Genomic DNA, 22,202 nt, shown 5'->3' with positions numbered 1-22,202 from the left:
TAGTTGCAATATACAACTATACAGGCTTTTGCATGTCCCAGCATTCTCCCTCCCTCGTCAACGATATCCGTGCAGCGTCCCGCCAACTGGTCCGGGAATTCGGCTTTCTTGACAAGACCATCGCCGGTACGGATCTGTCCGGTTCAGGTGTCCACGCAATGATGGAAATCGGTTTGAACCCTGGCATTACGGCCAAGGAAATCTCGACGAGACTGAAGCTCGAGAAATCGACCATCAGCCGTTTGTTGAAGTCACTCGAGGCCCGCGGGGAAATCACGCAAACCCGGTCTGAGAGCGATGGCCGATCATTCGGACTGACTTTGACCGAAACCGGTAAGGCCACCTTTGCGAAGATCGACAACTTTGGCGACGCCCTTGCCCGAAGGGCGCTCAAACGGATCAACGGGGACAAGGCACAAGAGATTTGCGATGCCATGTCCGCCTATGCGGAAGCGCTCGCCATGCCGCAGGAAACGCCGGCAGATTACCAGCCACAATTCACGGTCGCTGAAGGTTATCAAACCGGAATGATCGGCGACATTGCCGGAATGCATGCCCGCACTCACGGCCACATCGTCGGTATGGGGCCAACCTTTGAAAGTGTGGTCTCAAACGCCATGGCCGAATTCATGCCGCGCATCGGCAAACCGATGAACAACAGCTGGAGCGTGCTCGAAAACGGGGCCGTTATCGGATCGATCACCATCGATGGCGAAGACCTTGGCAACAACATCGCACATTTGCGCTGGTTCATTCTGTCCGAACGCCTGCGAGGCAAAGGACTGGGAAAAGTGCTGCTCCAGAAAGCCCTGGAACACTCGGATGCGCTTGGGTTCGATGAAATCCACCTCTGGACGCTCAAGGGGCTTGAAGCCGCACGCGTGCTCTACGAAAGAAACGGGTTCACCCTTGCGGAGGAATATGTCGGCGACCAGTGGGGCAAGGCCGTCACGGAACAGAAATTCATAAGAATTCGCCCGAAATAAATTCGCAGCCCCGCAGGCCCCCTATCACCGGGCCATATCAGCCTTTCAGCCCAAAAGGAACGGTTCGGGTCTTCGCCAGAACCGTTCCTGTGTTGACTCATCCCTTGGAGATGGAGTTCCCGCCATCACAGAGCATGGCGGAACCGGTGACGAAAGAACTGGCGTCGGACAGCAGAAATGCAGCCGCCTTGGCGATCTCTTGGGGTTCGGCCATTCGCTTCAACGCGTGGAGGCCGGCGATATACTCGCGGAATGCCGGGTCATCGCCCCCCATCTCGGTCTTCGTGCCACCAGGTAGAAGCGCATTGACCCGGATGTTTTCCGGTCCGTGTTCCACGGCCAGAACCTGTGTCAGGCCGACAAGCCCCGCCTTCGCAGCCGCATAGGCGGCCATGCCCGGAAAACCGATGGTATGGCCAACGAACGACGAGGTGAACACAATCGACCCGCCTCCCCGTTCGCGCATGGCCGGGATCTGGTATTTGGCCGCGAGAAAGGCGCTGTTGAGATTGGTGGCGACAACATGGTTCCAGGTTTCCATGCTCATGTCCGGCACCGGCCCCATCTCTCCAAGGGTGCCTGCATTATTGAAGGCACCATCGAGGCCACCAAAGGCGTCGAGGGTCGCTTTCACGGAAGCTTCGGAAAATGTGGTATCGCAGACGTCGCCAACGAACAGTGCGATCCGGTTGGATGCATGGGGCAATGACGACCGCAGCTCTTTCAGTCGGTCTTCCCGTCGGGCAGCCAGCATCAGGTTCGCACCGGTGTCAGCCAGAAGACGCGCAGCAGCCGCTCCGATGCCACTGCTGGCACCGGTGATCAGAATTGTCTTTCCATCAAGCATGAGAAGGCTCCTCATTTGTCGAGGAGGCCTAATTGAACCAGAAAAGCGCCTGCTGAAACCCGATTTGCGATCAGGCGCGCGTCAGCCGCCGTGGTCCTTGTCCCTGTCCGCGATATTGTCGAGATCTGTATCGCATTCGTCACCGTCGTCATCGAGGCCCAGCGAGGCGTCTGCGAGCACCAGCTTCCTGTGCGCACGCCAGGACAACGGAATGGTCAGCAGGTAAAGGACCGCTCCTCCCGCCAACATCCGGAAGGGATAGGAAACGGTCAGCGCCACCACCAGAACCGCAACCAGGAATAACGGCAATACAAAGTCGCGGCGCACCCTCGTGCCCAGCGTCTTGCCGGAATAGGTCGGCAAACGGCTGATCAGCAGGAAGGCAACTCCGATCGTATAGGCTGCAACAAAAGCTGAATCTGCGAACCAGTGCGGAAACAGGCCGAGAAAATCGAGATAAAGCGGCAGGAGCACGGTCAGTGCTCCGGCCGGTGCAGGCACGCCTGTGAAGAAACGTGACGCCCAGGCAGGCTTGTTCGGATCGTCCAGGGCCACATTGAAACGCGCCAGACGAAGTGCGGCGGAAATCGCGAAGATAAGGCCTGCGATCCACCCCATGTTGCCTGCATCCTTGAGGATCCAGAGATAGAGCATCAAGGCCGGCGTGACGCCGAAATTGACAAAATCCGAGAGGGAATCCAGTTCCGCACCGAAACGCGACGTTCCCTTCATCATGCGGGCGACACGGCCATCGAGCCCGTCCAGCACGGCTGCCACGAGAACGGCACCGACCGCGAATTCCCAGCGGCCTTCGAAGGCCATGCGCACAGCCGTCAGACCGGAGCACAGCGCCAGCAACGTCACCATGTTCGGAATGATCAGGCGCAAGGGTACGCGCCGGAAGCGCGGTGTTCTGCGGGTGTCGGCCGGTCCTTGATCGGGCGTCTCGTTCACGGTGGCCTCAGCTTACACGGGTCAGGGACTGAGCCGGGCTTTGCGGTGCCGACAGATCGGCCAGCACGGTCTCGCCGGCAATCATGGTCTGGCCGAGGGCAACCTTTGGCTGGGTTCCGACCGGAAAATAGACATCAAGACGCGAACCGAAACGAATCAGACCAAAGCGCTCGCCAGCAGAGAGATTTTCTCCTTCACGAACGAAGCAGACAATACGGCGGGCAACAAGACCGGCGATCTGCACGACACCGATCCGGCCGTTGCCGGTATCGATGACCAGTCCGTTGCGCTCGTTGTCTTCACTGGCCTTGTCCAGTTCCGCGTTCAGAAACTTGCCGGCACGGTAGGCGACGCGCTCTATGCGCCCGCCAACAGGTGCCCGGTTCACATGGCAGTTGAACACGTTCATGAAGATGGAGACCCGCATCAGCGGTTCAGCGCCGAGTTCCAGCTCAGCAGGCGGGCGTGCCAGGCCAACTAGGCTGACGACACCATCTGCCGGAGAAATCACCAGCCCTTCGCCGACAGGCGTCACACGCTTGGGATCGCGGAAGAAATAACAGACCCACCCCGTGAGGAAGAGGCCGATCCAGAACAGCGGATCGATGAACCAGCCGATAACGAGCGTCGCCACCAGAGCAATCGCGATGAAGGGCCAGCCTTCACGATGGATCGGCACCATGGCCTTGGAGACGGAATCGACTATCGACATCTTCTTTTCTTCGCTTTCCATTGCTGCCTGGCGGCAGGCGTATTCCCGGCCCGGGACTGAACGCACCCGTTGCGCTTTAGCTTCTGCCCCGCTTCTAGTGGCTTTTCAAGGCAAAGAGAACCTGCTTTTCATGAAAATCACACGGTTTGCGACCCACTTGAGCCAGTGGAAGCCGTCCGATAGTCGCTCTCCCAGTAGGGCGGTCGACCGTACTTTGAAATCAGGAAATCGACAAAGGCGGTCACCTTGGGCGGAACGAACTGGCTTGGCGGATAAACGGCCCAGATCGCCCCGGTGCGGGCAATCGTATAGTCTTCCATGACGGCGACCAGACGCCCGTCGCGCAGGTCTTCCCAGACATGTGCCAGTGACTTCAGACTGAGGCCAAGGCCGTGAAGCGCGGCGTCGTAAGTCAGGTCGCCGCTATCACCCTTGATGACCGGCTTCTGGATTTCGAAGGCGACCTCTCCCTCCGGCCCGTTGAAATACCAGAACGGCATGGAGGCCATGGCGATGCAGTCGTGGTTGGCAAGGTCTTCCGGTGTATGGGGTACGCCCTTGCGAGCAAGGTAGGCCGGTGATGCACACAGGGCCCTTGGATTGCCGCCCAGCTTGCGGGCCAGCAGAGAGGAATCGGTCAGTGGCGCTCCCCTCACCGCCATGTCATAGCCTTCCTCGATCACGTCCACGATCCTGTCGGAAAAGTCCATTTCCAGCCTGATATCCGGGTAGAGTTCGCGGAACTCCACCAGATACGGCAGAATGTGCTTTCTTCCGAAGAATGTGTTGCAGGAAAACCGAAGCGAGCCGCGCGGCGCTTCTGTGGAGGCTTCCAGGATCGAGCGGGCCTGTTCGATCTCACCAACTGCAGTGCGCGCGTGTTGCAGCAAAACACGGCCGGCTTCCGTCAACATCGTGCGTCTGGTGGTGCGGGCAAAAAGCTGGGATCCGAAGGACTTCTCAAGGCCGGTCAACCGCGTGCTGGCAGCTGAAGGCGACAAGCCGATTTCCCGGCCGGCAGCAGCCATGCTGCCCAGTTCCGCGATGCGGACAAAAAACTGCAGGTCTTCCAGTCTCATTGTTCCAATCTTTCGAAGAATTAATTCTACACTAGCCTCATTCTTCGAAGGAACGCAATATGAGACAAATGCTCATCCCAAGCGATGGAGAGCACCATGACACATACAGGAGACGACTACGAAGCCCGCGCCCGCGCTTCCCGCCACCAGGAACTGCGCCGCCTTGCCAAGGCACTTTCAAGACTGTTGTTCAAAAGGGGTGAAGCTGCCCCAAACACCAATGTGCCGACAACAGGCCATGTGGCCTGCGACAATGATCAGGCACCGCAATCAATTCGTGCGGCCTGACCTCCGGCAAGTTTCTGCCTCTTTTTCATAGAGGAAGACCGGTGGTGGAGACCCGGGATCAGTGAGCCTAGATCTCTCATGCAAGGGTCAGCGTCATACCGGGAACCGGAGCATGCCCTCTCCCGGTTAAGGCTCGGCCAGGCCCGGATGACCAGAAATAGCTGTCGCCAGACCTATTTCGCCGGTACGTAATCAGCCCTTTGACCACGTGTGACGATACCAAGATCGTCATTTTCCCTTGCGGCACGCAGCCGTTCCTCGGCCTCGTCCGCTTCGCGCTGGCGAGCCCACATGGAAGCGTAAAGACCGTCTCTGGCCAGAAGCTCCTGATGGGTGCCGCGCTCGGCAATCTCGCCACCTTCCAGAACGATGATCTGGTCTGCGTTGACCACGGTCGACAGGCGGTGGGCAATCACCAGCGTCGTCCGATCCTGCGAAACCTCATCCAGCGCCGACTGGATCTCGCGTTCCGTGTGGGTGTCGAGCGCCGATGTCGCCTCATCGAGGATGAGGATCGGCGGAGATTTCAGGATGGTGCGTGCAATCGCAACACGCTGCTTTTCACCGCCCGACAGTTTCAATCCGCGCTCGCCGACTTCCGCGTCATAGCCCTGAGGCAGCCTTTCGATGAAGTCATGGATCTGCGCCATGCGCGCAGCCTCCCGCACTTCCTCGTCGCTGGCGTCCGGTCGGCCATAGCGGATGTTGTAGGCAATGGTATCGTTGAAGAGCACCGTATCCTGCGGAACCATGCCGATGGCCTGACGCACGCTTTCCTGCGTCACGTTTCGGACATCCTGGCCATCGATCTCGACTGAACCGTCGGTGACGTCGTAAAACCGGAACAGGAGGCGGGAGATCGTCGATTTGCCCGCACCGGAGGGACCGACGATGGCGACGGTCTTGCCTGCTGGAACCTCAAAGTCGATCCCCTTGAGGATCGGCCGGTCGGGATCGTAGTGAAAGCGAACGTCCTTGAACGCAATCTTTCCTTCAACAGCCTTTAACGGGCTGGCGTCGGGCTTGTCCTCGATTTCGGCGGGAACCATCAGCAGGTCGAACATGGACTCGATATCCGCAAGACCCTGACGGATTTCGCGGTAGAGGAAGCCGATGAAGTTGAGCGGAATGGAAATCTGCATCAGCAGCGCGTTGATCAGGACAAAGTCGCCGATGTTCTGCTCGCCCGCCAGTACGGCCTGAGCAGACAACCCCATGCAGGCGGCCATGCCAATGCCGAGGATAACCGCTTGACCGAAGTTGAGCCAGGAAAGGGACGTCCAGGTTTTCGTCGCCGCGCTCTCATATTTCGCCATGGAGACATCGAAGCGCGCAGCTTCCATGTTTTCGTTGCCGAAGTACTTGACCGTTTCGAAGTTGAGCAGACTGTCGATGGCCTTGGAGTTGGCATCCGTGTCGCTGTCGTTCATCTCACGGCGAATGCCGATCCGCCAGTTTGAGGTCTTGATGGTGAACCAGACGTAGGCGACGATCATCACCGCGACGATGACAACATAAAGGAAACCGAACTGGTACCAGATCACGGCTGCCATGATGGCAAATTCCAGAACCGTCGGAATGCCGTTCAAGATGGTGAAGCGGACAATCGCTTCTATGCCCTTCACCCCGCGCTCAATCACACGGCTGAGCCCACCCGTCCGCCGGGCAAGGTGGAAACGCAGGGAAAGCTGGTGCAGGTGGCGGAATGTCAGGATTGCGAGCTGGCGTACGGCATGCTGGCCGACCCGGGCAAACAGCGCATCACGCAGCTGGTTGAAAGCCACTGCCAATACGCGGGCTGCATTATAGGCAAGCACCAGCATGACCGGAGCTACCAGGAAAGCAGGCAGGTTGGAGCCTTCACCCGTCAGAGCATCCGTCGCCCAGGCGAAAAAATACGGCGACAGGACCGTCACGATCTTGGCAATGATCAGTGCGAAAATGGCCAGAAGCACGCGCTGCTTGAGATCCGGCCGATTAGACGGCCAGATGTAGGGCCACAGGTTGGCCAGCGTCGTGAAGGTGCTGCCTTCGTCTGCGTTGACAGGCTTGCGGATGTGCGCTTGAGCGGAATGGCTGCCGGCAGCCGCAGCCGAAGGCTTTTGCGGCGGGGTCGCTGTCTGATCGGTCACACAAAATCTCCAGGCCGCGGAAGGCGGCCACTTGGGTTAGTCTGAAGCGGAAACCACTTGCGCACCGGCTGACTGTCCTGCCTGGTCCGGCTGCGCCGCGTTCAGGCGCTCCCAGAAGTCCTTGGTCCGGCACTCCGCCAGACTGAGCACTTGCCAATTGAGCGCGTAGTGGCAATTCCTGCCCCGCGTGTCGCAGCACAAGAGCCCGGCGTCCTTCAAAACCTGCAAATGCTGAGACACGGTCGACTGAGCCAACGGCAGGTGACTGACGATCTCACCGCAGCAGGCGCCCTGACGGCTTGCGAGCTGCTTGATGATTGCCAACCGGGCCGGATGTCCAAGTGCACGGAAGATAGCCGCGAGTTCCTCGCAACTTGCCAGACCCTCCTTGGAGGTCATGCAATTTCCACCGGCCGGCAGATCCGTCCCGCTCATGGGGCGGTTTCCTCATTCACGATTGTTTGTTTCATCGTTGATATGCGATGAATCATCAAAAAAACAAGGGGCTGATGCAAAAAGGCAGAGGATCATTCCGATCCCCTGCCTTCATTTATAACATTCGACCAAGGCGTAACTGACAGAGATAAGCAGCGACAACAGCCGAGAATTTTATAAATGCCCATGGCCGTTTTCAGACGTGCCGACAACGCCCGAAGTGCCGACAGAGGCCGGTGTCACCTCAGCCGTTGTTTTCGTCAGGTTTCGGCCAGCTCAGATCGCCTTCTGGTGTCAGGAACACTTGCCCCGGGTAAATCAGGTCAGGATTGCGGATCTGTTGCTGGTTGGCCTTGTAGATCGTCGTATAGCGAACGCCCTCTCCATAAAGACGCCGGGAGATCCGCCACAGGTTATCCCCCTTGCGGATGATAACGACGGGAAGAGACTTTTTCACTTCCGCGCCCTGGCCGTCGGCTCCTGCACCCTCACCGCTTGCGACGACCTTGGTCAGCACAATCTGCTTGTCCTGTTCCTTTTCAAAGGTAACGGCTGCACGGGCGTCGACCGAGCTGCCATCCTCACCGATCAAATCGGCGCGAACCTCGACATTTCCTTCAGAAATATTCTTGCCGCCTTCAATCAGCCACTTCCCGCCCGAACCGACCTTAGCCTCGCCCTGAAACTCGTCGCCGACGTAGACACGAACCGATGACCCAGGTTCGCCGGTACCGGCGACAAAGACCTTGTCCTTTTCGGACTCAACGGCTTCCACGGTCACCGTCGGCGCATCCGGTGCTGCTGCGGGAACATCAGCCGGTTCATTCTGGCCGGCTTGCGCAACGTCTGCGCCACTGTCCTGTGTTGCTACAGCTGCCGGCGCTGCCCCTGATGACGTCGAAGCAACTTCGGTTTCTGCTGAAGCCGCCTGTCCGGATGCTTCAGCCGTTGAAACGGCGGCACCATTGCCGGCCGTTTCCGGCTCCGTGGTGCCTGTTCCAGATGAAGTGGTGTCGGCAGACGCAACAGCGGTCTGCTCAGAGGTACCGGCGGGCTGTTCGCTCGTCTCCCGGGAGGCCGTCTGCTGGCTTGCAGAGGTCCCTGCGGCGGGTTCCGCAGCAGCAGTTTCAGTTGCGGACGTCGACCCGGAGGCCTCGGTGGCGGTGCCTTCTGCAGAATCCGTTGTCGCAGCTGTTTGCGAACCTTCGCCAGTCGAAGTGATGGAAGCCACCTGCTGCTCGGCCTCAGGCTTTTGCAAGACGTCCGACGGACCGTCAGGCGTGTTCAGAACCACAAGGGGTTGTTCCTTGCCGCCTTCCGGCAGAGAAACGGCAAGCCGTTCTTCGGACGTGGCAATCGCTTTGCCGGTATCGTCATGAACCTCCAGGCCAACGTCATAGTCGCCCGGCTTCAACGGCTCATCCAGAATGATGGTCCATTCACCGACCTCATTGGCAATGCTCTTGCCGACAACCTTGCCGTTGGCAGTCAAGGCAACGATAGCGCCAGCGACAGACCGGCCCGCAACGACCGTTTCACCGGTCGGCTCAACGCCGACAACGTCAAAACTAGGGCCTGCGCTTGCCGTTTCCGCGGCAGGCGCCTCATCTGACGCATCAGCCTTATCTGTTTCTGCAGATTGCGTCTTTGTGCCTGTATCAGAGCCTGCAGCCTGTTCGGTCGTGGCACTGTCGCCGGAGACCGATGGCGTGGCGGCAACTTCGGGACCGCTCTGGAAAGGCAGACGCCCCGTATCGCGATAGATGTAGCCCGTCACGAGAGCGGCCAGGCCAACAGGCACGGCTACGATCAAAGTCCAGATGAGTGTCTTGTTATTCATTGTGTGTCCTGCCGGGAAAGCAGCCAGGCGATGCGGCGCTTTCCAAATCCGTTCCCCTGTTTGCGCCCTTTCGGGTGCTGCCTGTCTCAGCCGAACTCCTGACCTTGATGGCCATGTTTCCTTTGCCGTCGGCTCTTCTTCAGATCGTGGTTCATGCATAGCCGTCTTTTCCAGGCGCGGCAAGAAAACCCGGTTCAGAACCAAGGCCTTTCAAACAGAATGCTTGACCTTGTGGCAATCTGAATGCCACATCTTTGCGTCATGAATACGGTTTCTCAAAATCAGCTTACAAGCGTCTGTGTTTACTGCGGGTCCAGCTTCGGTTCGGACCCTGCACACGAGGCATCCGCCACCCGTCTGGGCCAGCTAATTGCCGAGGCTGGCCTTCGACTTGTCTATGGCGGCGGCTCTGTCGGTCTGATGGGAACCGTGGCCAATGCCGCCCTCGAAGCCGGCGGCAAGGTGACGGGAATCATTCCGCGTTTCCTGGAAAAACGCGAGGTGATGCTGGACACCCTCGAAGACCTGATCGTCACGCAGGACATGCACGAGCGCAAACACCTGATGTTCGAGAAAGCCGATGCCTTCATCGCGTTGCCCGGCGGTATCGGCACCCTGGAAGAAGCCGTCGAAATGATGACCTGGGCCCAACTCGGACAACACCGCAAGCCGGTGGCACTGGCCAACCTCAACGGCTTCTGGTCGCCTTTGCTGGAACTTCTGGATCATATGCGGGCACAGGGATACATCCGTCCGGACACTGAAGTTCCTTATCTTGTTGCCCGATCCGTGGACGATATCCTGCCCATGCTGCGCCGCGCGATCAACGGTGAACCCCTGCCGGCACAAGAAGCATGCGCCTCGGTAACAGATCTCTAAAACTCTACTGAGTATAGAGGTTGGGAATACGTTCCCATGACTGTGAATATTGGAACCAATTCGATTTGCAGTCTGAGGACTTGAATAGTACCGTCGCACGAAACGCAGGAAGAACAGGCCATTAAATGCAAACTACCCTTCTTGTTGAAGATGCGGCGTTTTTCGAGAAGGCAATCGTCAAGAAACTGCATGAGGTCGGCCGCCACCAGATCATGGTGGCACGTAGCTACGAAGAGGCCGAGAACTGCCTCAATCTACCTATCGGTGAACCTGACCTTGCTCTTGTCGACCTGACCCTTCCAGACGCCCCCGACGGCGAAATCGTCGATCTTTGCGAGAAGTGGAATATTCCCACGATCGTCTTCACCAGCCGCTTCGACCCGAAAACCCGAAGCAAGTTCCTGGAAAAAGGCGTTATTGACTACGTTCTGAAGGATTCTCCCGGCAGCCTGAACTATGTTGCGGACCTGATCCGGAAACTGGCCCAGAACCCCAAGATCGGCATTCTCATTCTGGACGATTCCGCGGTGGAGCGGGACGTGATCTCCAAGATCGTCGGCAAGCACCTTTACAAGATCTATCAGGCCAGCTCTACGGACGAAGCCCTCCAGACCCTGAAGGATTACAAGGACATCAAACTTGTCCTGGCGGACTATTTCATGCCGGACAAGGACGGCTTTGCCTTTCTGAAAGCCGTCCGCAGAGTGCATGACCCGGAGAAAGTCGGCGTCATCGGCATGTCGTCCTATGCCAATCCGGACAACCGGGTGCGGTTCCTGAAATACGGTGCAGCGGATTTCGTCGACAAGAACTGTCCTCCGGAAGAGCTGCTGCTGCGTGTGTCGCAGAACCTCGATTACATCTACCGGATCGAGGAACTCAACAACATGGCGATGCGGGACTCCCTCACGGGTCTCTACAACCGCCGTTACCTTCTGGAACAGGCCACCAAGGCAATCGCGACCTGGCCGGTGTCCGAAGGACGTGCGCATTGGCTCGCGCTCCTCGACCTGGACTCCTTCAAGGCAATCAACGATTCACTCGGCCATGATTTCGGCGATGCGGTTCTGATCAGTTTTGCCCGCCACATGATGAAGCTCGCAAAGGAAGACGATATCGTCTCGCGGCTCGGCGGCGACGAATTCTGCATCGTGTTCCGGGACAAGGAAGAAGCCGAGGTTGTCGATGGACTGCAAAACCTTCTGGACAATGTTCTGGCCTCGCCCGTGCGTCACGACGGCGAGGAACATCTGATGAAGACAAGCGTCGGCGTCGCCCCGCTCGAAAGCGGCAGGTTTGGCGACGCTCTGAAGACCGCCGACCACAGGCTTTATGCCGCCAAACGCAGTGGCCGCGGCCAGCTGGTTTCTTCGGACTGACCGCATCTTCCACAGTGCTCTGGCTGCGATTACCCTAGTTTCAGCTCCGGTAGCGCCGCCAGCTGTCGTAGGTAAACACCACCAGCGCAGCCCAGATCATGCCGAACGTCATCAGCTTGGTCGGGTCCAGCGGTTCGCCCCAGATATAAATCGCCATCAGGAAGTGCATGGACGGCGCCATGTACTGCATAAGCCCCAGCATGAAGAGCGGCAGGCGCCGGGCGGCAGAAGAAAAACAGATCAGCGGCAAGGCCGTGACAATGCCCGTCCCCACGAGGGCGAGCAGAACCGGCGGATCGTTCAAGACCATTGCGTCGACACCCCAGCTGAGGCTCAACAGCATGTAGCCGGCGGCGAGCGGAAACAGCACAAGCGTTTCCACGAACAGTCCCGGGGTCGCCTTCACGGGCGTCACTTTTCGCACGTAGCCGTAGCCTGCGAAGGAAAACGCCAGCACCAGAGACACCCACGGCAAACCGCCTGCCAGGATCGCCTGCAGAACAACCGCAATGGCGGCAACGCCGACAGAAATCCCCTGCCAGGTCGTCAGTTTTTCCCTCAACACGAACAGGCCAACCAGAATGCTGACCAGTGGGTTGATGAAATAGCCGAGCGAAATATCGAGCACGTGATTATTGGAAATTGCCCAGACGAAGGTCAGCCAGTTGACGGCAATGAAAGTGGCAGACGCCGTCAGCCCCATGAGCACCTTCGGCTGGCGAAAAACCTCGCGCACTTCCTGCCAGCGGCCGCGCGCATAGAGAAACAGACCGACAAACAGCACCGACCAGAGGATCCGGTGGGACACCACAAGATCTGCTGGCACGGTATCGGTCAGTTTGTAATAGGCCGGGAGGAAGCCCCACATGCCGTATGCCGCCAGGCCAAACAGAAGGCCCTGACGGAATTCGGCATTCGCTTCGGTGCTGGTCACCGTCTGCGACATGGCATTGCCTTTCTGGCGCCCGAAAGGCGCGTGACCAGGATCAGGCCACGTTGGCTTTCATCAGCGCGAATGTAATGGAGTCGACCAGGGCCTGGAAAGAGGCGTCGACGATGTTGGAGGATACCCCGATCGTGAACCAGCGCCGGTGCGTGACTGTGTCCTGGCTTTCGATCAGAACGCGCGTGACAGCGCCCGTGCCACCATTGAGGATGCGCACCTTATAGTCAATCAGTTCCAGGCCGTCGATGGCAGACTGGTATTTGCCCAGATCCTTTCGCAGTGCCATGTCCAGCGCGTTGACCGGGCCGTTGCCTTCAGCAACCGACATTCGGGTTTCGCCGTCGATATCGACCTTCACCACGGCTTCCGAAACCGTGACCAGATCACCGATTGCGTTGAACCGGCGCTCCACCATCACGCGGAAGGATTCAACTGCGAAGTAACGCGGCACCTCGCCCAATTCCCGGCGCGCAAGCAACTCGAACGAGGCGTCGGCAGCCTCGTAGGCATAGCCTTCGGCTTCCCGTTCCTTGACCTTCGCCAACAGTAGGTCAAGACGCGGGTCTGACTTGTCGACTTCGATGCCCACCCGGGCCAACTCTCCCAGAAGGTTGCTCTTGCCGGCCTGGTCGGACACCAGCACCCGCCGCTGGTTGCCGACACTTTCCGGTGCGACGTGTTCATAGGTCTGCGGATCCTTCAGGATCGCGGAGGCATGAATACCGGCCTTTGTGGCGAAGGCGGTTTCACCCACATAGGGGGCCTGCCTGTCCGGCGACCGGTTGAGGATTTCATCGAACGCATGGGAGATTGAAGTGATCTCTTTCAACTGAGCGTCGCTGACACCGATTTCGAACCGATCTGAGAATGCCGGTTTCAGCTTGAGTGTCGGGATCAGGGTGATGAGGTTGGCGTTGCCGCAGCGCTCACCCAGCCCGTTCAAGGTTCCCTGGATCTGCCTTACGCCGGCATCCACTGCCGCCAGTGAGTTGGCGACCGCGTGACCGGTGTCATCGTGGGTGTGGATGCCGAGATGCGTTCCGGGAACAACCTCCTGCACCTTGGTGACGATGTCGAAGATCTCATCGGGCAGCGTGCCGCCGTTGGTGTCACACAGAACGATCCACCGCGCGCCTGCATGGTATGCCGTGCGGGCACAATTGAGCGCGTATTCCGGATTGGCCTTGAAGCCATCGAAGAAATGCTCGCAGTCGATCATCGCTTCCTTGCCGGCAGCAACGGCTGCGGTAACGGTCTCGTAGATCGAATCGAGGTTTTCCTCGTTGGTGCAACCAAGCGCGACCCGGACATGGTAGTCCCATGCCTTGGCCACGAAACAGCAGGCATCGGAACTTGCGGACAGCACGTCCTGAAGCCCCGGATCGTTCGCGGCCGAGCGGCCTGCGCGCTTGGTCATGCCAAACGCGGTGAACGTTGCCTTGCGCGTCCGCTTTTCACTGAAGAACTCACTGTCGGTCGGGTTGGCTCCCGGATAGCCACCTTCGATGTAATCGACGCCAAGCCGCTCCAGAAGTTCGGCAACCACAACCTTCTCGTTGACAGAGAAGTCGACCCCGCTGGTCTGGGCGCCGTCACGCAATGTCGTGTCGAAAAGAAAAAGCCGTTCCTTGGTCATATCCGTATCCTGAGCAGCGTCGGGGCTGTCTTTTATTCGTTGTCATTTGCCCCGGTGCGAACCGGTGGCCAGGTTTCCGTGTCGTGATCGGGGTGCTGGAACGAAACGAGCGACGCCAGAAAAGGCGCTGCCTCCATATCGTCTTCCGTCACCCTTTCGGGAATTTGAGCCATGCTGTCGGCATAAGGCAGCTTTGCCTCGACGCCGAACTGGATGCTGGGCGGGATTTGCGATGGATCGTCAAAGGTCCCGATGGCCAATGCAATGCCATCCGGCGCTTCATAGGTCAGCGGCGTACCGCAATCGGCGCAAAAGCCCCGGGTTGCGTGATTGGAACTCTGGAAGTGCTTCAACGATCCACGAGTCCAGACAAGCCTGGAAGTTTCGGGAACACTGACCAGTGGCGCGTAAAAGCCACCAAAGGCCTTCTGGCACATGCGGCAATGACAAATGGAAGCCTCGCCCAGTGGCCCTTCCACCTTGAACCGCAAGGCACCGCACTGACAGCCGCCGGTATGGATCTCCGTCATCCGCCCCTCACTTCCCAATGATCCGTGTCATGATCGGGGTGCTGATTGTTGGTTGCCGTGACATCATTGATCCCACCTGGCAGGTCGTCCCGATTTGACTGCGTTTCGTTCAGTTCGAAAAGATGCCCATAGAACGACACTCGCCCCTCGACACCGGACTGTTCAACCGGCGTGACTGCGGCAACATCGTCCAGGCTGCCATGGGTAAAGGAAATGTGGTCGTCGCCAATCGTATCAAAGGCCAGAGGCGTGCCGCAGGTTCCACAGAAACCCCGGCGGACAGGCTTGGAAGAGTGGAACCAGGAGGGTTCGCCGCGGGTCCATTCAAAATCGGACTTCGCAGCACCGATCAACGGCAGAAAGAAATTCCCCGATGCCTTCTGGCACATGCGGCAATGACACAGATGCGGATGACCGACCTCTCCCGTCACCTGGTAACGCACGGCGCCGCACTGGCAACCGCCGCTCAGCTTTTGAACATTATCGCCCATCAGAAACTCTCCCTGCCGTGTGATCGGAGAAAGCTGCTTCAGCACCGCCGCGCCGAACCGCGGAAAAAAGGCTGGTAACTTGCGCCTTACTCTCCTCTTGCGATGGAGATGTCCGCGCTAGCAGACAGACGAAGGTATACCGTCTTTCCGCCCGGCTCGGTCTCACCGCTTGACTTCCCAGGTTGTCACGCGGGCACCGGTTTCTGAGTCTTTTGAATCCTTTAGAAGAATTCCCTGAGACGTCAGTTCATCGCGGATCGCGTCAGCTTCGGCCCAGTTCTTGGCATTGAGGGCCTGCAGGCGTTTTTCGATGGCTGCCTGAATGCCGGCCTCATCAACGCCAGACAAATCCGCCTTGACCGGATGAACGCCGAGGAGTGCGGCAGATGCCGAGTAAACTTCCAGCTTGGCAGGGTCCTTGGAAGCCTCGACGGCGAGCGCGTGGAGCGCCTGAATGGCGCCTGCGGTGTTCAGGTCGTCCAAAAGGGCATCAAGCACCTCGGCGGCAGGGGCTGCATCCGTTTCGACCGGATCCGGCCAACGGGCGAGAAGGTTTTCCGCTTCTTCAAGCTTGCGTTTGGAGAAATCGATCGGCTCTCGATAGTTGGTCATCAACATGGCAAGGCGCAGCACTTCGCCCGGCCACATGCGGCCGCCGAAACTGTCCGTTTCCAGAAGCTCCTGAATGGTGAAGAAGTTGCCCTCGGACTTGGACATCTTCCGGCCTTCCACCTGCAGGAAGCCGTTGTGCATCCAGTAGTTGGCCATGACCTTGGTGCCATGAGCGCAGCGGGACTGGGCGATTTCGTTTTCGTGGTGCGGGAAGATAAGGTCCAGCCCGCCGCCGTGAATGTCGAACACTTCACCCAGATGGTGCGCACTCATGACAGAGCACTCGATGTGCCAGCCAGGACGCCCCCTGCCCCACGGGCTGTCCCAGCCGGGCTCTTCTTCAGAAGACAGTTTCCAGAGCACGAAATCTCCGGGGTTCTTCTTGTGAGCATCAACCGCAATGCGAGCCCCGGCCAGCTGCTCGTCCAGCTTTCTCTTTGACAGGCCGCCGTAGTCGGGCATGGACTGGGTGTCGAATAGAACTTCACCGCCCGCCTGATAGGCGTGTCCCTTTTCGATCAGCGCCGCGATCATCTCGACCATGCCGCTGATATGCTGTGTTGCCCGAGGTTCGATGCTCGGCTCCAGCACACCCAGAGACCTGATGTCCTTATGGAACTGGTCCGCAGTCTTCTGCGTCACCCGGGCAATGGCTTCATTGAGCGGCAGATCGGGAAAGTCACGAAGTGCGCGTGCGTTGATCTTGTCGTCAACGTCAGTGATGTTGCGCGCATAGGTGACGTGGTCGGCACCATAAAGATGGCGCAGAAGCCGGAAGAGCACATCGAAGACGATGACCGGTCGCGCGTTACCGATGTGGGCAAAGTCATAGACGGTCGGTCCGCAGACGTAGAGACGCACATTCCCGTCATCGATCGCCCGGAAGTCCTCCTTCTGGCGCGTCAATGTGTTGGTGAGCTTCAAGCCCTTGAAAGTGCCGGATTTCTCTGTCTCAGCGGCGCTCATGTCAAACGGTCTCCTGGCCGGCTGGCCGGGCGGTCCGTCTCAAAGGAAATTTTGCCAAGAGGGAACGGCCACAGCCAGCGGTGTCGCTAGCTGCAAATAATGGTGATCGAAATGATGTTCCGTGTGGCCGTCATCATGGAGCGCTTTATGGACCGGAAAACAGAACCCGGTCAAGGCTGCAGTTGCCGCTGAAACGCCAAATTCCGTGCCTTGTGGCCGCAACGCGTCACTCCCACGAGCGATAACGGATCGCGCGCTTTTCCTGTTGCGGCAACAAATGGGATCGGCTTTGCAATGGCAAGGAAGCTTAACGCAGTTCAATTATGCGCAAGATGCACTAGACTTTCCCCGTTGGGAATCAGAGGGGGTATTTCCGATGGGAATATTTTGCACGTGCCGTAACAGACATCTTGGTCTTCTTTTCACGCTGGCAGCGTTTTTGTCCGGACCACTTTCGGCACCATATGTCCAGGCACAAACCGCGGCACCGGCGACCAGCGAAACCCAGGTCGTTCCGCCCCCTGTTTTCGAGGAACCGCAGACGCCGATCGCCAGGGCCATTCAGGCGCAAGTTTCTACGAACCTGCCCGAAGGTCTTGCACTCTATTATGGCGAACGCGCTTTCGCACCGGTCTGGTTCAACGAGAATGGCCTCACGGAAGACGCTCATCTGACCATTGCCGCCATGGCGGCGGCGAACGATCATGCGCTCAACCCCAACAATTACGATCCCCTCGGCTTCATAAAGCGTTCGGAAACTTCCCAGAGCGAGCAGGAATGGGCCCAGTTCGATCTGGACCTGTCCGTACAGTTCCTGCGCTATGCGACTCACCTCTCCTCCGGCCGCGTTCAACCCAACAAGGTCAACAAGGCGCTGAACGTGTTTCCGGATCGGCCTGATCCGAAAGTGCTTTTTGAAAATGCCGAACAGGCTGTGGACTTCGGGGCCTTTCTGGAAAGCCTCGCACCCCAGACCGATAATTATGCCCGCCTGAAGCGGCGCCTTGCCCAATACCGGGAGAAGGCTGCTGCCGGCGGCTTTACCCAGGTTCCGGATGGTGAGGTTCTGAAACCAGGCATGAGCGATCCGCGCCTGGAGGTTTTGCGAACTCGGCTCATGGAAGAAGACATTGTCGTTGCCGGAGATCACACCGGTGATGTCTATGACGGCGCCCTGGTGGAAGCCGTCAAGCTGTTCCAAGAGTACCACGGCCTTGAAACCGACGGTGTCATCGGCAAGGCGACAATTGCCCAGCTCAACATTCCGATCCAGGAAAAGCTCATCCAGATGGAGCTCAACATGGAGCGGCGTCGCTGGATGCCGGATGATCCGGGACAGTTCTACGTCTTCGTCAATCTGGCAGACCAGAACCTGAAGGTGGTGCGGGACGGAAAGACCATTCACACGGCGCGGGTCGTTGTAGGCAAGCCCTACCACGCAACGCCGGTGTTTTCCGACCGGCTGGAATATGTGGAAATCAACCCGTACTGGAACGTGCCCTATTCCATCGCGACGAAGGAGTATCTGCCGAAACTCAAGCAGAACCCCACGGCGCTCAGCAACAAGAGCATCCGGATCTTCCAGGAAGGCAACGAGGTCGCGCCGACACACGTTGCCTGGAACAGCTATTCCGGTGGCAATTTCCCGTTCCGGCTGCGCCAGGACCCGGGTGAGGACAATGCGCTTGGTCGCATCAAGTTCATGTTCCCCAACCAGTTCAACATCTACATTCACGACACCCCGTCGAAATCCCTGTTCACCAGAGCGGAGCGCGCCTTCAGCCACGGCTGCATTCGCGTATCGGATCCTTTTGCCCTTGCGGATGTTCTTCTGGTCGATTCCGACGCCACTCCGGGTAAATGGGAAGCCATTCGCGACAGCGGCGAGCGTACGGTCGTCAAAACCAAGGTCGAAATCGACGTGCACCTCACCTACCTGACCGCGTGGATGAACAAGGACGGATCAACACATTTCAGAAAAGACATCTACGACCGCGACAAGGTGCTGCTGGAAGCGCTTCGCAGAGCGATGACAGAGAACCTCTAGAGGCATAACATACTGTTCTAATTGAACTTTACTTCCGTTTAGATATCTGAACAGTAGCTGAATGCGGCACTCAGCATGGGTTCAAGCCGGCCCCACTAATCTCCAGTCAATCGAAACGGATTGCCATCTGGAGTTACCCATGCTGAACCGCCTCTTCGTCATCTTCTTCCTGGCCCTCATCCTGGGTGGCCCGTTTGCAGCCATCATCGCAATCACCGACGGCACCAAGGCGTTTGGCCAGGAAGCCCAGCAAAAGGGCATGTGCCTGACCACCGGCACCGGCTGCGGCAACGGGAATATCATTGTCACGGTGGCCAGTCGGATATAAAAGCGCGCTCGCAGGCATTGCGGGAACCGGTGAACGTTCACCTAAAAGCGCGTGTACCTTCAAAGTTGTTTCCACTTGAAAAGAGTGGGAATCTTGTCTGAGATTGGTCGCACACAGGACATTCCAGCCTCTTTGCTTGCAGTTTACTCCGATGTTTGGCAAGGTTGTCCCATGGACTACAAAGCACTTGAAGATAAAGCAGAATCCGCGGCGGAATTCTTGAAGATGATGGCATCCGCGCCGCGATTGCTGTTGATGTGTCTTGTCCTCGACAACGAACGCAGCGTTGGCGAACTGGCAGAAAAAACCGGCATGCGCATGCCGACCGTCTCGCAGCAGCTCGCCCTTCTGCGCGCGCAGGGTCTCGTCACGACCCGCCGCGAAGGCACGACCATCTATTACCGGCTCGCCAGCGAACCGGTTAGGGACATCATGTCCGTGCTTTACAAGAACTTCTGCGCGGATGCCGAACTGCCCGGCCCAATGCAGCTGGAAGCACTGGACGCGGACTGACCTGCAAGGTCAGGCTTCTTTCAGCTCCAGCAAATCTCTGACATTTTCCCGGAACGCGGCAGCCCGCTCGATAGCCCAGTCGCAGAACCGCCTTTGCTGCGGCCGCATTACACGGCCACTTATCGACAAGAGCCGGTAACGATAGCCTGTCTGAACATGTTTTGCGGGACCAAAGGGCATTATCAAGTGCCCGCCAACCAAGGCGTCAAACGCTTCCGTGACGCCGCAAAGCACAAGGCCCTGGCCGGACAGGGCTGCTTGCATTCCCGAACTGATCCTCGAGAAGCGTACTCCTGAAACCTTTTTGCCCGTAGTGACGCTGAAGGCTAGCGACCAGTCCTGCCAGCTTGCCCATTTGGGATCAGGTGTCCTGTTGTCCAGATGCACAAGAGGCACCTTGGCCACGCTTTTCAGCTCTTGCGAAACACCATAAAGGTCCGCGAACTGCGGCGTGCAAACCGGAACAACATAGTCGCCGAAGAGATCGATCGCATCGAGTCCCGACTCGGGTGGCGGACTGTAGCGAATTGCGAAATCGAAGCCGTCGGCAGCAAGATCGATCCGTTTGTTTGATGCGTTGAGCCTGAGATCAACCGCAGGATTGAGACGATAGAAATCCGAAATACGCGGCGTAAACCAATTTTCAGCGAAGGATTCAGGGAGCGTTACAGAAACCTGGTTGGCTGTGCGCACCCGCCTCAATTCCATCAAGACGTCATCGAGAATGGACAAGCCGCCTGTCAGTCGATCCTTGACGCGTAGTGCTTCATCCGTCGGCTTGGCCCCCGATGAACTGCGCAAAAACAAAGTTCTGCCCAGATAGGCCTCAAGTCCCCTGATCTGCTGGCCGACCGCTGCTGTTGTGACGCCAAGTTCTTCCGCCGCAGCCCGGAACGTTCCTGTCCTCAGCACGGCCTCGAAAGCTCGTAATGCGTTCAGATGCGATACTTTCATACGCCTATTACTAAAGATTTTCTTTTCACGTAGCGAGACAAAATGAGCTGACCTTACGGAAAATCGGAGCGATCCTGTCATCTGCAAACCGACTGACCTTGTCATGAGGGAAGAAAAAGTTTCGCCTCATCTTCCACGGAAGGACTACCAGGATGAAGAAGTACGTCATCGAACGAGATATTCCGGGTGCCGGCAACATGAGTACCCAGGATCTCGCAGCAGCCTCACGGAAATCCAATGAAGCGCTGGCAGAATTGGCACCGTTCATACAGTGGCAACATTCCTACGTTGCCGGGGACAAGACCTTCTGCATTTATCTGGCAAAGGACGAAACCACGATCCTTGAACACGCCCGTCGCAGCGGTTTTCCAGCCAACAACATCACCGAAGTGGCATGCGAAATCGATCCGACCACTGAAAACAGTAAAGGGGCGTGAACATGCTCGCTCCCTACACCCTCTTCTGGGAACGTTTATCCGGCGCCATCGCACCACAAGTCATGCTTGAAGAACTGGATGTCAGTCATTGTCTTGTTCATGTTGACATGACAGCAGGCGATCATCGGCAGGAAGCGTACCGGTCACTAAACCCCGTGATGCGCATTCCTGCGCTCCGGTTGCCGGATGGCAAGGTCATTGGCGAAAGCTCCGCAATAATGCTTGTCCTCGGCGAAGCGCATGCCGGCTCCGACCTTGTCCCTGCACCGGACGATCCCGACAGGCCGGAATTTCTGTTCTGGCTGACATCCATGGCCGCGAACGGTTACCCGATTTTTTCGCGTGCCTGGCACCCCGAACAATTCACCACCAACGCCGAGGCCAATGAGAGTGTCCGGCAGCGTGCGGAAAGCCATCTAGCGGAGTTTTTCGCTGTCATGGACGGTGCTATTGCCAGCCGCCCCTATTTCCTGGCACGTGGCTTCACCGCACTGGACATCTATCTGGCGATGCTGAGCGAATGGTCTGCGGACCGTCAGGCCTTGTTTGAGGCCAATCCACACGTCGGAAAGCTTTGCAGGGCGGTTCGGGAAAGACCGGCCTACAGAAAGGTGCTGGAAATGCACACTGCCCCCTTGGCCGCCTGACGCCCGAACAACCAAAACCAGTTGGCCTCAGTCCTGGACGAAATCACCGCATTTCGGGGGCTGCTGATCTCCCCAGGGCATCAAGGGCACGGTTGAGGTCGAGTTTTTAGGGCTGCCTTCAATCAGCTTGTCGGAATAGACCAGATAGACAAGAACGTTTCGCTTGGCATCGCAGCCACGGACGATCCGCATTTTCTTGAACATGAACGAGCGGCGCTGGCGGAACATTTCCTCGCCCTGTTCGAAGTTCTCCTTGATGGTGACCGGGCCAACCTGACGGCACGCCAACGATACGTCAGAGACTTCTTCCGCAACGCCGAGCCAACCGGAAACGCCGCCTTTCTCCGGAACGGTGAAGTGGCAGGAGACACCGTCGATAATCGGATCGTCTATGGCGTAGGTCGCCAACTTGTGGTCGGGCGTCAGGAACTTCCAGACGGTTGATTTCTTGAAGATCAGATCAGGCTCATCCGCCGCAAGAGCAGCGCCCACGCCTTGCAGCAGCAAAGATGCGCCAAGAGCGGCGGCGACCAGAAAACGCATTAGAAATCCTCCAGATTTTCA

23 protein-coding genes are annotated in these 22,202 nt (G+C 58.0%); 9 read left to right on the top strand and 14 right to left on the bottom strand.

The window, feature by feature from the left end:
• Positions 1–32: 32 nt before the first annotated feature.
• On the top strand, positions 33–986 hold the full coding sequence (locus tag J7447_RS05610; RefSeq protein ID WP_055653607.1) for a helix-turn-helix domain-containing GNAT family N-acetyltransferase: 954 nt from the start codon (positions 33–35) through the stop codon (positions 984–986).
• 97 nt (positions 987–1,083) lie between these two features.
• On the opposite strand, the gene J7447_RS05605 is transcribed toward J7447_RS05610, so the two are convergent.
• The 4 genes from J7447_RS05605 to J7447_RS05590 form a co-directional block, all read right to left on the bottom strand.
• Positions 1,084–1,833 (bottom strand): SDR family oxidoreductase, encoded by a 750-nt coding sequence (locus J7447_RS05605; RefSeq protein WP_286188938.1) that lies wholly within the window; start codon positions 1,831–1,833, stop codon positions 1,084–1,086.
• A gap of 81 nt (positions 1,834–1,914) precedes the next feature.
• Positions 1,915–2,787: a phosphatidylcholine/phosphatidylserine synthase gene (locus tag J7447_RS05600; RefSeq protein WP_062489071.1), complete on the bottom strand. Its 873-nt coding sequence runs from the start codon at positions 2,785–2,787 to the stop codon at positions 1,915–1,917.
• Between the two features lie 7 nt (positions 2,788–2,794).
• Complete coding sequence (locus tag J7447_RS05595) at positions 2,795–3,565, bottom strand: phosphatidylserine decarboxylase (protein WP_353653743.1); 771 nt, start codon at positions 3,563–3,565, stop codon at positions 2,795–2,797.
• A gap of 71 nt (positions 3,566–3,636) precedes the next feature.
• Complete coding sequence (locus J7447_RS05590) at positions 3,637–4,578, bottom strand: LysR family transcriptional regulator (protein WP_209169030.1); 942 nt, start codon at positions 4,576–4,578, stop codon at positions 3,637–3,639.
• A gap of 96 nt (positions 4,579–4,674) precedes the next feature.
• On the opposite strand from J7447_RS05590, the gene J7447_RS05585 reads away from it, so the two are divergent.
• Positions 4,675–4,866, top strand: a complete 192-nt coding sequence (locus tag J7447_RS05585) for a hypothetical protein (protein WP_145903400.1) — start codon at positions 4,675–4,677, stop codon at positions 4,864–4,866.
• 173 nt (positions 4,867–5,039) lie between these two features.
• On the opposite strand, the gene J7447_RS05580 is transcribed toward J7447_RS05585, so the two are convergent.
• The 3 genes from J7447_RS05580 to J7447_RS05570 all read right to left on the bottom strand — a co-directional run bounded on the left by J7447_RS05580 (position 5,040) and on the right by J7447_RS05570 (position 9,273).
• A complete protein-coding gene (locus J7447_RS05580) occupies positions 5,040–6,923 on the bottom strand; it encodes an ABC transporter ATP-binding protein/permease (protein ID WP_055656442.1) in 1,884 nt (627 codons plus the stop codon).
• Between the two features lie 111 nt (positions 6,924–7,034).
• Positions 7,035–7,433 carry a metalloregulator ArsR/SmtB family transcription factor gene (locus tag J7447_RS05575; protein ID WP_031270715.1) on the bottom strand — a complete coding sequence of 133 codons (399 nt, stop codon included), beginning with the start codon at positions 7,431–7,433 and terminating at the stop codon, positions 7,035–7,037.
• Positions 7,434–7,677: 244 nt separating this feature from the next.
• A complete protein-coding gene (locus tag J7447_RS05570; protein WP_209169029.1) occupies positions 7,678–9,273 on the bottom strand; it encodes a LysM peptidoglycan-binding domain-containing protein in 1,596 nt (531 codons plus the stop codon).
• Between the two features lie 261 nt (positions 9,274–9,534).
• Here J7447_RS05570 and J7447_RS05565 point away from each other — a divergent pair, with 261 nt between their 5' ends.
• Together J7447_RS05565 and J7447_RS05560 are read left to right on the top strand one after the other, a co-directional pair.
• On the top strand, positions 9,535–10,152 hold the full coding sequence (locus tag J7447_RS05565; RefSeq protein ID WP_031270713.1) for a TIGR00730 family Rossman fold protein: 618 nt from the start codon (positions 9,535–9,537) through the stop codon (positions 10,150–10,152).
• A gap of 125 nt (positions 10,153–10,277) precedes the next feature.
• A complete protein-coding gene (locus J7447_RS05560) occupies positions 10,278–11,531 on the top strand; it encodes a diguanylate cyclase (RefSeq protein WP_055653596.1) in 1,254 nt (417 codons plus the stop codon).
• Positions 11,532–11,571: 40 nt separating this feature from the next.
• Here the strand turns inward: J7447_RS05560 and rarD are convergent, their stop codons facing one another.
• The 5 genes from rarD to cysS all read right to left on the bottom strand — a co-directional run bounded on the left by rarD (position 11,572) and on the right by cysS (position 16,712).
• A complete protein-coding gene (gene rarD / locus J7447_RS05555; RefSeq protein ID WP_206906096.1) occupies positions 11,572–12,477 on the bottom strand; it encodes an EamA family transporter RarD in 906 nt (301 codons plus the stop codon).
• A gap of 40 nt (positions 12,478–12,517) precedes the next feature.
• Positions 12,518–14,113, bottom strand: a complete 1,596-nt coding sequence (gene cimA, locus J7447_RS05550) for a citramalate synthase (protein WP_055653593.1) — start codon at positions 14,111–14,113, stop codon at positions 12,518–12,520.
• Between the two features lie 32 nt (positions 14,114–14,145).
• Complete coding sequence (locus J7447_RS05545; protein WP_031270712.1) at positions 14,146–14,643, bottom strand: GFA family protein; 498 nt, start codon at positions 14,641–14,643, stop codon at positions 14,146–14,148.
• Positions 14,640–15,134, bottom strand: a complete 495-nt coding sequence (locus J7447_RS05540) for a GFA family protein (protein ID WP_209169028.1) — start codon at positions 15,132–15,134, stop codon at positions 14,640–14,642. Before J7447_RS05540 ends, J7447_RS05545 begins: the two co-directional genes overlap by 4 nt.
• A 162-nt stretch (positions 15,135–15,296) precedes the next feature.
• Positions 15,297–16,712, bottom strand: a complete 1,416-nt coding sequence (cysS, locus tag J7447_RS05535) for a cysteine--tRNA ligase (RefSeq protein ID WP_209169027.1) — start codon at positions 16,710–16,712, stop codon at positions 15,297–15,299.
• Positions 16,713–17,151: 439 nt separating this feature from the next.
• On the opposite strand from cysS, the gene J7447_RS05530 reads away from it, so the two are divergent.
• The 3 genes from J7447_RS05530 to J7447_RS05520 all read left to right on the top strand — a co-directional run bounded on the left by J7447_RS05530 (position 17,152) and on the right by J7447_RS05520 (position 19,600).
• Positions 17,152–18,759: a L,D-transpeptidase family protein gene (locus J7447_RS05530; protein ID WP_209169026.1), complete on the top strand. Its 1,608-nt coding sequence runs from the start codon at positions 17,152–17,154 to the stop codon at positions 18,757–18,759.
• 139 nt (positions 18,760–18,898) lie between these two features.
• Positions 18,899–19,087: a hypothetical protein gene (locus tag J7447_RS05525; RefSeq protein ID WP_023003917.1), complete on the top strand. Its 189-nt coding sequence runs from the start codon at positions 18,899–18,901 to the stop codon at positions 19,085–19,087.
• A gap of 171 nt (positions 19,088–19,258) precedes the next feature.
• Complete coding sequence (locus J7447_RS05520; RefSeq protein ID WP_023003916.1) at positions 19,259–19,600, top strand: metalloregulator ArsR/SmtB family transcription factor; 342 nt, start codon at positions 19,259–19,261, stop codon at positions 19,598–19,600.
• Positions 19,601–19,609: 9 nt separating this feature from the next.
• Here the strand turns inward: J7447_RS05520 and J7447_RS05515 are convergent, their stop codons facing one another.
• Positions 19,610–20,635, bottom strand: a complete 1,026-nt coding sequence (locus tag J7447_RS05515) for a LysR substrate-binding domain-containing protein (protein WP_286189065.1) — start codon at positions 20,633–20,635, stop codon at positions 19,610–19,612.
• Positions 20,636–20,706: 71 nt separating this feature from the next.
• Here J7447_RS05515 and J7447_RS05510 point away from each other — a divergent pair, with 71 nt between their 5' ends.
• Together J7447_RS05510 and J7447_RS05505 are read left to right on the top strand one after the other, a co-directional pair.
• Positions 20,707–20,991, top strand: a complete 285-nt coding sequence (locus J7447_RS05510; RefSeq protein ID WP_209169024.1) for a DUF4242 domain-containing protein — start codon at positions 20,707–20,709, stop codon at positions 20,989–20,991.
• Positions 20,992–20,993: 2 nt separating this feature from the next.
• Positions 20,994–21,638: a glutathione S-transferase family protein gene (locus J7447_RS05505; protein WP_209169023.1), complete on the top strand. Its 645-nt coding sequence runs from the start codon at positions 20,994–20,996 to the stop codon at positions 21,636–21,638.
• 27 nt (positions 21,639–21,665) lie between these two features.
• Here the strand turns inward: J7447_RS05505 and J7447_RS05500 are convergent, their stop codons facing one another.
• Positions 21,666–22,181: a CreA family protein gene (locus J7447_RS05500; protein WP_152506971.1), complete on the bottom strand. Its 516-nt coding sequence runs from the start codon at positions 22,179–22,181 to the stop codon at positions 21,666–21,668.
• Positions 22,182–22,202: the final 21 nt, after the last annotated feature.

It is taken from the genome of Labrenzia sp. R5_0 (assembly GCF_017743835.1).
Lineage (GTDB): Bacteria > Pseudomonadota > Alphaproteobacteria > Rhizobiales > Stappiaceae > Roseibium > Roseibium algicola.
The sequence above is the reverse complement of the archived record's forward strand: the minus strand, read 5'-3'. Positions and strand labels throughout refer to the sequence as shown.